This is a genomic window from Secundilactobacillus paracollinoides (assembly GCF_001702155.1).
Lineage (GTDB): Bacteria > Bacillota > Bacilli > Lactobacillales > Lactobacillaceae > Secundilactobacillus > Secundilactobacillus paracollinoides.
The window spans coordinates 392,808-405,102 of record NZ_CP014912.1; the positions used below are offsets into that span (position 1 = coordinate 392,808).

At 49.0% G+C, this 12,295-nt stretch carries 11 protein-coding genes; 1 reads left to right on the forward strand and 10 read right to left on the reverse strand.

Features of this window, described 5'->3' with window-relative positions; all coding sequences use genetic code 11:
* Positions 1 to 382: 382 nt before the first annotated feature.
* Positions 383 to 778: a Rossmann-fold NAD(P)-binding domain-containing protein gene (locus tag AYR61_RS01590; RefSeq protein ID WP_054708989.1), complete on the forward strand. Its 396-nt coding sequence runs from the start codon at positions 383 to 385 to the stop codon at positions 776 to 778.
* A gap of 289 nt (positions 779 to 1,067) precedes the next feature.
* Here AYR61_RS01590 and guaB read toward each other — a convergent pair whose 3' ends face one another.
* From guaB to AYR61_RS01640, 10 genes are all read right to left on the reverse strand, one after another.
* Positions 1,068 to 2,210 carry an IMP dehydrogenase gene (gene guaB / locus AYR61_RS01595; protein ID WP_065901249.1) on the reverse strand — a complete coding sequence of 381 codons (1,143 nt, stop codon included), beginning with the start codon at positions 2,208 to 2,210 and terminating at the stop codon, positions 1,068 to 1,070.
* Between the two features lie 501 nt (positions 2,211 to 2,711).
* A complete protein-coding gene (locus tag AYR61_RS01600; protein ID WP_065901252.1) occupies positions 2,712 to 3,479 on the reverse strand; it encodes a DUF1129 family protein in 768 nt (255 codons plus the stop codon).
* A gap of 454 nt (positions 3,480 to 3,933) precedes the next feature.
* Complete coding sequence (ychF, locus tag AYR61_RS01605) at positions 3,934 to 5,034, reverse strand: redox-regulated ATPase YchF (protein ID WP_065901255.1); 1,101 nt, start codon at positions 5,032 to 5,034, stop codon at positions 3,934 to 3,936.
* A 37-nt stretch (positions 5,035 to 5,071) separates the two neighbouring features.
* On the reverse strand, positions 5,072 to 5,266 hold the full coding sequence (locus AYR61_RS01610; protein WP_054709008.1) for a DUF951 domain-containing protein: 195 nt from the start codon (positions 5,264 to 5,266) through the stop codon (positions 5,072 to 5,074).
* A 17-nt stretch (positions 5,267 to 5,283) separates the two neighbouring features.
* Entirely contained in the window at positions 5,284 to 6,162 is an 879-nt protein-coding gene (locus tag AYR61_RS01615; protein WP_065901258.1) for a ParB/RepB/Spo0J family partition protein, read from the reverse strand.
* Positions 6,146 to 6,919, reverse strand: a complete 774-nt coding sequence (locus AYR61_RS01620) for a ParA family protein (RefSeq protein ID WP_065901260.1) — start codon at positions 6,917 to 6,919, stop codon at positions 6,146 to 6,148. Before AYR61_RS01620 ends, AYR61_RS01615 begins: the two co-directional genes overlap by 17 nt.
* Before the next feature lie 18 nt (positions 6,920 to 6,937).
* Positions 6,938 to 7,768: a nucleoid occlusion protein gene (gene noc / locus AYR61_RS01625; protein WP_065901263.1), complete on the reverse strand. Its 831-nt coding sequence runs from the start codon at positions 7,766 to 7,768 to the stop codon at positions 6,938 to 6,940.
* Positions 7,769 to 7,899: 131 nt separating this feature from the next.
* Positions 7,900 to 8,631 carry a 16S rRNA (guanine(527)-N(7))-methyltransferase RsmG gene (gene rsmG, locus AYR61_RS01630; RefSeq protein ID WP_065901266.1) on the reverse strand — a complete coding sequence of 244 codons (732 nt, stop codon included), beginning with the start codon at positions 8,629 to 8,631 and terminating at the stop codon, positions 7,900 to 7,902.
* Positions 8,632 to 9,970: 1,339 nt separating this feature from the next.
* Positions 9,971 to 10,885 carry a ribonucleoside hydrolase RihC gene (rihC, locus tag AYR61_RS01635; RefSeq protein WP_054711669.1) on the reverse strand — a complete coding sequence of 305 codons (915 nt, stop codon included), beginning with the start codon at positions 10,883 to 10,885 and terminating at the stop codon, positions 9,971 to 9,973.
* Positions 10,886 to 10,956: 71 nt separating this feature from the next.
* On the reverse strand, positions 10,957 to 12,267 hold the full coding sequence (locus AYR61_RS01640) for an NCS2 family permease (RefSeq protein ID WP_065901269.1): 1,311 nt from the start codon (positions 12,265 to 12,267) through the stop codon (positions 10,957 to 10,959).
* Between the last annotated feature and the right edge of the window lie 28 nt (positions 12,268 to 12,295).

The window sequence follows — 12,295 nt, forward strand, 5'->3', positions numbered from 1 at the left end:
TTATGTCTATATTAACAAAAGTCGAATAATCATTCAGCAATTTATTGTGGAACTTATGAAGAGCGTAAGTTGGTTAACCTAATCTTAAGAGTCTTGGTTTGATCCGCCATGCATTTTAAGCCCTGCAACGAAAATAACCACAACCAAATGGCGACTGTCATAGAAAAACCTTATCGCTAACTCAGCCCATATCACTGCATTGGTCAACTGTGGTTGCACACAATCTCAACTGCACCAGCAATCCCTTACGATAGTCTGGACTACCAACCTTTAAGTTACCTAAAATTCGATACAATTTGTTATGTTCTATTTTAATCCATTTATTCGAAGATTGTTATTAAAATGTCGCGCCTACCGGAAATCTGATTCCCGGCCTTTGGATATGCCTGTTTCGTATCTTAACGCACTCGATGAAGCTGACGTCATTATTAAGGTACTCAAGGAAGACTCCCACAAACACGCCATCTACGTCTTAAGTGACGAGATTAAGACGCCAAATGAGATCTGTGACATCATGAACGACGTCATGGGGACTGATATCAAGCCAGTCTTTGTTGATGCCGATCATTTAAGGGACTACTGGCCTTCCTACTTTGAAGGCGGTGACAGCTTCGCAAAGGCGGCCTTTGTTGCCATGCGTAAGACTTACACCGACTGGGGTTGGTCAGGAAACGCCAACGTTTATCACTGGCTCCTCGGTGACCAAAAGCCGCGGACAATTCGTGATTTCGTTACCAGTGAAGCCCAATCACTTGGTATCAAGACCACGGGTAACTAACAGTCTCACCCACTGAATTGCACACCGAACTATGTGTTCACAAACTTGCGTTAATGAATTGCATTCTCAAAGTAAAAGAGAGTCAGAAAACGGTGTGGTTTTCTGACTCTCTTTTTTATGTTTGATTTTTTGATTTTTTTCTGGAAGCTTTCTTGGCCTCATAGCGGAAACGTGTTCCAGCAGGCAGAGGGCTACTGCATAAGCCAACTCTGACACAAATGCCAAGTTCAGGCATTTCTGCCAGACTTAGCTTATGCTCCGCCCTCTAAACGCCTGCTTCCACACTCTACTACTTGTAGTTAGGTGCCGCCTTCGTCAACTGCACATCATGAGGATGTGATTCAATTAACCCAGCGTTTGAGATCCGGACGAATTGGGCCTTCTTGATTAGTGAAGCAACGGTTGCGGCACCGGTGTAACCCATGCCTGAACGTAAGCCACCAATCATTTGGAAGATGATGTCATCAACGGAACCCTTGTATTCTACTCGTGCTTCGATACCTTCTGGTACCAACTTGTTGGCTTCGTTTACGCCGCCTTGGAAGTATCGGTCAGCTGAACCATGTTCCATGGCGGCAACTGAACCCATACCACGATATGACTTAAACTTTTGGCCGTTGTCTTCAAAGACTTCACCAGGTGCTTCGTCAGTTCCTGAAAGCATTGAACCGAGCATTACTGCGTTCCCGCCGGCTGCTAACGCCTTGACGATATCACCAGAGTACTTGATCCCGCCATCAGCAATGATTGGCTTGTTGTATTCTTGAGCAGCAGTTGCGGCGTCGTAAATGGCAGTCAGTTGAGCGACGCCAACACCGGCAACGACCCGAGTGGTACAAATTGAACCAGGACCGATACCAACTTTAACAACGTCAACGCCGGCATCAAACAAGGCACGAGTGCCATCGCCCGTAGCAACGTTCCCAGCAATCAAAGTAGCTTCAGGGAAGGTCTTACGAATTTCAGCAACTTTGCGTAACACGCCAGCTGAATGACCATGGGCAGTATCGATGATGATGGCATCAGCACCAGCATCCAACAGACCCTCAGCACGTTCAAAGGTGTCAGAAGTAACACCAACAGCAGCTGCAACCAACAAGTGGTTATTTGCATCAACAGCGGCAATTGGGTGGGCTTCGGCATCCTTTGTAACGGCCTTGACCTTAGCAACTTCAGCAGCTTGGGCTTCCTTGCTCATGTTCTTATGAACGACCCCTAAACCACCGTTGTTTGCCATGGCAATGGCCATTTTTGATTCAGTCACAGTGTCCATGCTGGCACTGAGAAATGGTACGTTTAACTTCAAATTATCGGCTAATTGGATCCGTAAATCGACATCGTTTGGCAACACATGACTTTCCGCTGGTATCAGTAAAACATCATCAAATGTAATTCCTTCTTTTGCAAACTTTGTATCCCAATTAGTAGTCATTGAAATAAACGCTCCCTTATGATATTTTTTTGTGTTGCCATTTAATATAACAGGCGTTTTCAGAAAATGCAACGGTTCTCATCAAACTGTTATTTTAAATTCGTGATTTAGCCCTTGCTTCCCGCTTATGCATTGGAAAATGATTTTATTTTGGAGGATTGAGAACAATCGGTTTGGGAGAATGATAATCGTTCGAAATTTTATGGTAAGCGGTATCATTATTGTTGACTTATGATATTGAATAGCAAAAAAAGCACGCTATCATTTTGGGATGATGGCGTGCTTTTTTTGCTTTGCATTATTGATTTGTTTTGATGGTGAATGTGAGCTATGTGAGGACACTTTGGTGATACCTTCTCGCCCATATAGCCGAAACGTGTTCCAGCAGGCAGAGGGCTCCTGCCTAAGCCAACTCTGACAAAAATGCCAAGTTCAGGCATTTCTGCCAGAGTTGGCTTAGGCTCCGCCCTCTAAACGCCTGCTTCCACACTCTGCCACACTCTACCTTCTCCTCTGCGTATTCCCAGAAAAGAACCCTTGTCGCAGGTCATAGTGCTGCTTGACGAACCAGGCGCCGACACCTGTCAGCACACCTAATACTAACTGTGCCCATGGTGTCATTACTGGGTTCAAGAAGCCTGGCAAGTAGGCCATGCCGTAGAACAGCACCAGCCATGCAACCACAAAGAGGATTGCTAACAGGATCCGGATCCAGAGGTTCAGTGAGTGCTTGCGTTTTGAATCAAACATCCGTGGAATAGCTGGCAATGCTAGCCCAGCGATGACCCCTGACAGGATAATTGACGTAATCCCGACTGGCGACCCATTTTTCTGTGCTGATGGCGAAACGATGTAGAGGATTCCGAACATCAAACTGAAAATGGTAAAGAACCACAGTCCGTTGTAAAGCGCACTTGGCCAGTATGGATCTGGGGCGCTGGCATCACGTTTTGGCCCCTCAACGATTTCCTTTACGCGGGCGTGAACGTCACCACCGAAAAGATTTTTGGCAGTCTTCCCCGTTCTTTGCCCTTCTTGAAGATCAGCGACCATCTGATTGACGATTTCTGACTTCTTATCAACAGACAATTTTGGTTGTTCCTGCAAAGCTTGGTTAAACCGGTACATGTAATCGGCGTTACGCTTAGTCAAACCGATGTTATCAAAGACGGCCCGCTCGCTTTTAGCAGCAGAGTTGCGGTCTTGATGGACGTCAGCATTTCGATTACGCTGCTGAGCGCCTGCGTTGCGTGGTTCGTTTTCACTCAAGTTGGTTTCCTCCTTGGCCAGAGTGCGGAGGAAAGCGTTCGGGGGCGGAGCAGAAGTAGCTTTGACTTTAAAATCCCGGTCTTGGATTTTGAAGTCGAAGCTGCTTCTGCAGGAGCCCCCTGCTTTCCGGAGCACGTTTCGGCACAGTTGAATAAATGGTTAATGTTAAACGGGTCTTTAGACTGGGTATTGTTTAGTGTTATATCTCAGTAGAGCACGTTCTCGCCCACATAGCCGAAACGTGTTCGCAAGGCTGAGGGCTACTGCATAAGCTAACTCTGGCACACATGCCAAAACCAGGCATTTCTGCTGAAAGGCTTTCTCGTCCACACAGCCGAAACGTGTTCCGCAAGGCAAGGGGCTGCCATGTAACGGACTCTGTCAAAAAATCCAGAAACGGGATTTTCTGACAGAGTCCGTTACATTCTGCCCCTTAACCGCCTTGCTCCACACTCTACACATTAAACCTAAACTCCACAATATCCCCATCCTGCATCACATAATCCTTACCTTCAACCCGCAGCTTCCCAGCTTCCTTCACCTTTGCTTCGGATTCTAACTCATCCAACGCATCAAAGGCCATGACTTCTGCTCGGATAAAGCCGCGTTCGAAATCTGAATGGATAATGCCGGCTGCCTGTGGGGCCTTGGTGCCCTCTTTAAAGGTCCAAGCACGAGTTTCCTTACCACCAGCGGTAAAGAACGTTTGCAGGCCTAAGAGGTGATAAGAAGCACGAATCAGACGGTTTAAGCCAGGTTCTTCAACCCCTTCTGCTTCCAAGAAGTCCTTCTTTTCGTCAGCATCCAGTTCCGCAATTTCTTCTTCGGCTTCGGCAGCAACGCCGATGGCCTCAGCGCCTTCCTTGGCAGCGTAATCTTGGATCAGCTTGAAGTACTTCGAGCCTTCTGGATCTGCCATGTCGTCTTCCGCAATGTTAGCTACGTACAGGACCGGCTTGCTGGTCAGCAAGAATAAGCCCTTCACGATGGGTTGTTCGTCCTCGTCAAAATCGATTGAGCGAACGCCCTTACCGGCTTCCAAAACTGGCTTGATCTTTTCTAAGACGGCCAATTCGGCTTTCGCTTCCTTGTCGTTCCCCTTGGCAGCACGTTGCACCTTAGCCAAGCGCTTGTCAACGGCGTCCAAGTCAGCCAGACCCAGTTCCAAATTAATGGTCTCGATATCGTCGATTGGGTCGATCTTGCCAGCGACGTGGGTAATGTTGTCGTCGTCAAATGCCCGCACAACGTGCACGATGGCGTCGACTTGGCGAATGTTTTCCAAGAACTTGTTCCCAAGACCTTCACCCTTGCTGGCACCCTTAACGATCCCGGCAATGTCGGTAAATTCGAAGGTGGTTGGGACAACTTTCTTGGCTGGAATCAATTCCTGGATCCGGTCCAAACGGTTATCCGGCACTTCGACCATTCCGACGTTAGGGTCGATAGTGGCAAATGGGTAGTTGGCCATTTCGGCGCCGGCGTTCGTGATCGCGTTAAATAGGGTTGACTTACCGACGTTTGGCAGACCGACAATTCCTGCAGTTAATGACATAGTATAAATTCACGCTTCCTTATAAATTTTTAAACTACTATTTTGCGTCCTGGTCGGCTTTCTCCAGAACTTTTTTGAGCTTCTTTTCAAACTCGCGGCGGGTCAGCATCACAATGTGGCCGCAGCCGGTACACTTGATCTTAATATCCGCACCCATCCGAATGATCTGCCAGCGGTTGACACCACAGGGATGCGGCTTTTTCATTTCGACAATATCGCCAAAATCGTACATGTAATCACCCTTCTTTATTAATCTAAATGCACATCTAAAATATCTAAGATCCGGTTCAAATCGTCATCTGACAGGTACTCGATCTCGATGCGGCCCTGGCCTTCTTTGCTTTCACTGATGGAGACCTGGGTACCGAACTTCTCCTGCATGGCATTCTCGCCAGCGCGCAGGTACGGTGACTTCTGCTTGGTATGCTTCTTTGGCTTTTCCGCAACCTGGCCGTTCATCTTGTCAACGATACTCTCCAGCGTCCGGACGGTCATTTTCCCGTCAGCGGCGCGGTTCGCCAGACTGACCATGTGGCTGCGGTCCTTCAATGACAGCAACGTCCGCGCCTGCCCCATGGACAACCGCTTCTTTTGCAGCAGTTCTTTGACCTGTTTTGGCAGGCCCAGTAACCGCAGATAGTTGGCAATGTACGGCCGACTCTTACCCAATCGTTTGGACACTTCGTTTTGGGTTAGCTTGAGATTGGTCATCAGCATTTCGTACGCTTCGGCCTCTTCAAGCGGCGTTAGATCTTCCCGCTGCAGGTTTTCCAAGACAGCGATCTCCATCATTTGCGATTTGCTGACTTCCCGCACAATGGCTGGAATCGTGTCATTTTTAACCATTTTAGAAGCCCGAAAACGACGTTCGCCCGCGAGGATCTCATAGCGGGTCACCTCAGGGTCTGGTTGTCGCACGATGATCGGCTGGAAAACACCAGACTTTTCAATGGAGCGTGCCAGGTCTTTCAGTGCCGCTGTATCAAACTTTTGTCGTGGTTGGTATGGGTTGGGCCGAATCTGGTCCAGCTTAATATCCACAACAGTTTCTGCTTCAGGGTCAACACTGTTGTCCGCAAACAACGCTTCGATACCGCGACCTAACCCTTTGTTATTTTTGTTTGCCATGAGCAGCTGCCACTTCCTTTGCGAGTTCGGTATAAACGATTGCACCGGTTGATTTTGCGTCGTAGTCCATAATTGGCACCCCGTGACTTGGGGCTTCTGAGAGCCGCACGTTACGTGGAATAATGGTCTTGTACACCTTGTCCTTAAAGTACTTCTTCACTTCGTCGTTGACCTGGTGCCCCAGTTTAGTCCGGGCATCGTACATGGTCAACAAAACACCCTCGATCTTCAAATCGGGGTTAAAGTGCTTTCTAACCAGTTGAATCGTATTCAACAGTTGGCTGAGTCCTTCCAAAGCATAGTATTCACTTTGAACAGGAATCAGAATTGAGTTGCTGGCCGTAAAGGCGTTGATGGTCAACAGCCCAAGCGATGGCGGGCAGTCGATCAAAATGAAATCGTAGTCGTCGCCGATCGTTTTCACAGCGTCTAATAACCGGGTCTCCCGGGCAATTTGGGAGGTCAGTTCGATCTCGGCCCCAGAAAGCTGAATCGTTGCCGGTGCGATGTCCAGATCCTTGTGGGTCGTGTGTAAAATAACGTCTTGAAGCGGTTCTTCATTGACCAAAACGTCATAGATATCCTTGTTGATTGAGGATTTCGCGATCCCCACCCCACTGGTGGCATTCCCCTGGGCATCGATATCGATGATCAGGACCCGGTTGCCAAGGTTGGCTAAGCCAGCGCCGAGGTTAACGCCCGTGGTCGTTTTACCAACGCCGCCCTTTTGGTTTGCAAGCGCAATTATATCTGCCATTGGTTAGTTGTCACTCCTTTATGATTTCTTGATGATGTCAATGGTGATGCGGTAGTGGTCATCTTCGTCTTCTTCCGAGGTTTGTACCTGAAGACCAGCTTCCGTCACCATCTTCACTGATTCGCGAATCGTATTGACCGCCACCCGGGTATCCGCAGAAACGGAATGCAGCGTTGGTTTCGGCTTGTTCTTCGCCTTTGACCGCTGAATCAACCGTTCAGCATCCTTCACTGTCAGATGGTCAGTCTCGATACGTTTCAGTAGTTTCTCCTGTTGCTTATCAGTCACCGCCAGCAGTGCCCGGCCGTGACGCTCACTGATCTCATGATTCATCATGGCGTCTTGAACCGGCTGACTGAGCTTCAACAGCCGTAATTTATTGGCCACGAAGGACTGGCTTTTGCCGATCTCCTTAGCCAGCGAGGCCTGCGTCAAATGATTGAGTTTCATCAATGATTGGTAAGCCTGCGCCTCTTCAATTGGTGAGAGCCCCTCTCGTTGCAGGTTCTCGATCAATGCCAGTGAGGCGGTCTCATCGTCTGACAGGGTCTCGACGATTGCCGGGACCTCCTGCCAATGCAGTGAATTCACGGCTCTAAACCGGCGTTCCCCCGCAATGATCTCGTATTTCTTTGGTTCGTATTCACGCAACACGATGGGCTGCAACAGGCCGTGGTCCGCAATGGTCTGTGCCAGCTCCTCGATGCCCCGTTCGTCAAACACCTGGCGTGGTTGAAACCGGTTTGGGACGACGGCGTTCACGGGCACCATGATTACGTTTTGCTTGATGTTCTCCTGCGTGTTATCATCCTTATTCGATTTATCTCTGCCAAATAATGAAAAACCCATGACGACTCTCCCTCCAATACCTAGGAAGTGTTTAAAAACACGTTATGGCTAGGTGAAATGGCCTTCACCGCACGACGGGCAGTGTTAGCTGTCAGTATGTTGACCAGTCGCGAATCCCTATCACTGACCGGTCAGGCTTCTCCCAGTGGTTCCTTGTTCGGGGTCCCCGCTTTTCTCGGGTAGCGTTTCGGCGTGTGTCTTTGCTTATCGATCACCACAATGTGGCGGCCGTCGCCCGATTCAGGCAAGGCAAACTCATAGTCCGCCGTCAGTTCACCGCCAAGCATCGCAATCGCAGTAATGCCCTGATCGAGTTCAGCCTCGGTCTGCGCCGCCTTCATGGCAACAAATTGGCCGTTGAGCTTCACGAGTGGCAAACATAGTTCACTGAGCACACTCATCCGGGCAACGGCACGCGCCGTCACGATATCGTAGGCCTCGCGGTGTTCAGACCGCTTCCCGCCGAACTCCTCTGCTCGCGCATGAAAGACTTCAACGCCGTCTAATCCCAATGTCTCGACGAGCGTTTCCAGAAATTTGATCCGCTTATTCAACGAATCCACGATGGTGATCTTCAGGTTAGGAAACGCAATCTTTAAAGGAATCGACGGAAAACCGGCACCGGCACCCACATCACATAGTGTCAGTGATTCAGTGCGCAGTTCTGGTATGTAAAATGCTGGCGTTAACGAATCAAAGAAGTGCTTCAAATACACATCAGAGCGCTCCGTGATCGTTGTCAGGTTCAAGTGTTTGTTGGTCTCCACCAATAGTTCATAGTACTGCTCAAACTGGGTCATCTGCGCTTCACTCAACGTAATGTCATGTGCCGCTAATGCCGTTTGAAATTGGCTATCGTTCATTACTCTTTCTCCACCTTTTTCTGTGAAACAACGATGTTTCACGTCCCGTTCTACTTTACCTTAATTCCCCACGACATGCAACCAACTTACCGGTGTTTCACACGCATCTGGCGTTAACCAGTTCGCTTTACATTATACTAGAAATTCGTGGCTGGTGGAAACGGTTCAGGAGAAAAATATTCTGGTTTTGTGGTCCTGGGTTGTGCAGGATGTCGCCTCACTCCGCGGGCCGACTCTGGGAGCTGTGGTGGTTCGCAAGTGAGCTAATTCATTTTCCGACCGCTGGCCGTAAAATGAATGGATCTCCCTCGTCTCACGTGGCTCTAAGCGGGCAAACCCGCCCCGCCAAGTGCCACCAACACCACTGCTCCGAGCTCGGTCCGCTCCGTGAAGCTCACATAGTGCAAGTGCGACAACAGAACCTAACATACTCCAGTAGTGTTTCCAAGGATTGCTGATATTTAATATCATCGACCGGCGCTCGTACACATATAACGACAAACAGCGTCCATTATACAATGAAACGTTGGGTTCGTAACGAATTTGTTGCAATCTATTTTGATTGGATGAACGAAGCGTTTACTTAGCATTGTAATATCTCGTAAGGTATCACAATTATAGTAACGATTTGCATGCTTTCTAGTGGCTATTCTATAGTCACTTGAACGTGTTAAGATAGCATTTCGTCTGAACACATTGGTCGACTTATAATTCATTGAATAGATAATCAACGAAATCATTGTCTCAGGGTTATAACCTTTGACTTAAATCAGCAGTCGCGTGCGGATTCACCTCGAAATAGTTTTATCTGTGGTTTAATTTTTAACTAACATAGCTAAGACACTCACTGTAAGTGAAATGCAGCAATTTGGCACGGAGCTGTGGTGTCGAGATGACTTGGCGAGGGTGCCTTCCTCGCTTAGTCATCTGCGAGACGGTGGAGATCCATTCAGATGGCGCAGAGCGACAGCTGAATTAGCTTCATCGCGAGCCACCACTGCGGAGTGCCGAATTGCGGAATGGAACGTGCTTGCCCAGTATCTCGGCTACTTGGCTAAGCAGTTAGGATGTAAAAAGCTTTAATGGTCTGCGTTTTATTCTTCAAGTGGTTTTGGCGACGTGGGGGCATTTTATATTGCTGAAACGCGTTCCAGAAGGCAGAGGGCTAACGTGTAACGGACTCTGGCCAAAAAGTCAGGACCGGACTTTTTGGCCAGAGTCCGTTACACACCGCCCCTAACCCGCCTTCTTCCACGCTCTGCTCCACGAAAAAAAGCCAAGCCCCCATATAGACTTAGCTTAATTCCGGTATAGTTTAGCGTTTCAATGAGACAGTTGTTTACTTGTTGATTGCCGTAACTTCTTCGATGAACCACTTGTTAAATGCGGCGGCATCGATATCGACACAGACAGATGCGTTGGTCTTGCCATCGTGGTAAGCGCCGCGGATATCGCCCACAGTTTCGCCCATTGCTGGGCCTTCCGTTTGGATGTCGACCCACATGTCCTCAGTCGTGATGGCTTCTGGGTGCAACAGATAGAAGATCGTGTTCACATCGTGCATCGCAATGCCGGCGTCTGAATTGTCGCCGTCGTGGATGATGATGTCATGCAGCATTTTCCCGGTTTCGTTCAACGTTGGCAGCTTTTCGATACTTTCGTGCGTCAACAAGGCCTTCATGGTGATGTCCAGACCCACCATGACGATCGGCACACCTGCGTTGTAAACAATGCGAGCAGCGTGAGGATCCGTAAAGACGTTAAATTCTGCGGCAGAGGTCATGTTCCCCTTGCCTAATGAACCGCCCATGGCGATAATTTTCTCGATATTATCCTTTACTTCTGGATATTCAGAGAACAGCAGCGCGATGTTCGTGTACGAGCCAGTTGGCACGAGAATAACCTTCTCATCACTGCCTAAAATGGCATCGCGTAACGCTTCAACAGCGCTCTTGTCGATTGGCTTTGGCAGGTCAGCTGGGAAATCGTAACCAGGCATGCCTGATTCACCGTGAATCCGAGCAGCGTCTTCAAACGGCTTGATCAGCGGTTGCTTAGCACCAGCTGCGACTGGAACATCAACGTTGAAGAACCGAACAAGCTTTAACGCATTAATCGTGGTCTTGTCCACCGTGACGTTCCCGGCAACCGTGGTGATCAGCTGCAGGTCGATCTGCGGGTCGTTGACCGCCATGGTGATGGCAGCAGCGTCGTCGATACCTGGGTCAGTGTCCATGATAATTTTGTATGTCATTGAAAATACCTCCAGTTTAGTTAAATCACTTTTGGATACTTGATTAAAGATTGATTGCATTTTACCCAATGCTACAAGATGGCTGTCAGCACAAGGTCAATTAAGAACAGCGCGCCTAACAGGTACATCGGCCCACGCACGCTGCGGCCGTCACCGGACACAACGCGCAGAATTGGGTAGAACACGAAACCGAATGCCAGACCAGTTGAAATACTGTTGGTCATTGGAATCAGCACCACGATCAGAAAGGCTGGGAACCAGGCGGCAAAATTGCTCATGTCGATGTTGCCGATGCTCTCCATCATGATGGCGCCGGTAATGATAATAACGGGCGCGATGGCCGCTTGCGGCACGTAGCTCAGCAGCGGCGTGAAGAACAGGGAAATGGCAAACAATATCCCGGCCGTGATCGACATGATGCCCGTCCGACCGCCAGATTCAATACCCGACGCACTTTCAGCCGCAGCAACAGTGGGACTTGTCCCCAGCATGCCGGAAAGAAAGGCCGTGACCGAGCTTGCCTGGAACGACTTCTTGAACTTGCGCTTGTCTGGCAACACCCCTTGCAGCAGCCCCATGGACTCAAACACGAGGATCATGGTCATGGAGAACGCCGCCAGAATGAACGGAATCGACAACGCGTGACTAAAGTCGCCCTTCAACACAATGTTGTGGTACTGGCTAAGTTCGGATAGTTTGACTGAAATACTGTCACTATCGCGGATGCCAAACAGGATCCCGATAATCGTCGTCACAACGATTCCAATCAGAAAACCGCCAGTCACGTTCCGTTGGTAAAGAATCACGCTCAGCAACAGGCCGAACAGCGCCAATAAACAAGCCGGTGAGGTCAGGTTGCCCAGTTCGATCAAGGATGATTTTCCCCGAACGATCAGGCCCGCTTTTTCTAGGCCAATTTCAACCAGAAACAGCCCAATACCAGCAGTGATCCCACTCTTTAGCGAACCAGGGATAGCTTCCGCGAGCACGTCCGCCAGTTTCGTGAACGCCACAATCATGTAGACCACACTGGCAACCATAGAGATCGCAACGGCAACCTGCCAGGACATGCCCATCGTGACAACGATGGTGTAGGTAAAGAACGCGTTGACCCCCATCCCCGGTGTGAGGATGATCGGCGAATTGGCGAAAAACCCCATGATGAGGCACCCAACCACCGAACTGATAATGGTGGCAAACACACTGAGATCAGTGGGAATACCCGCGTCCTTTAGAATCACTGGGTTAACGATAATAATGTAGGAAATGGCGAAGAACCCAGTGAGGCCCGCAATAATTTCCTGTTTGAGCAGATCTTTTTGCGACCAAACCTGCCGTAACGATAATTGATTCTTAGCATTAACTTGTTGCGAAAATTTCATAAAAACTCCCTATCCTTTATTGTCGCGA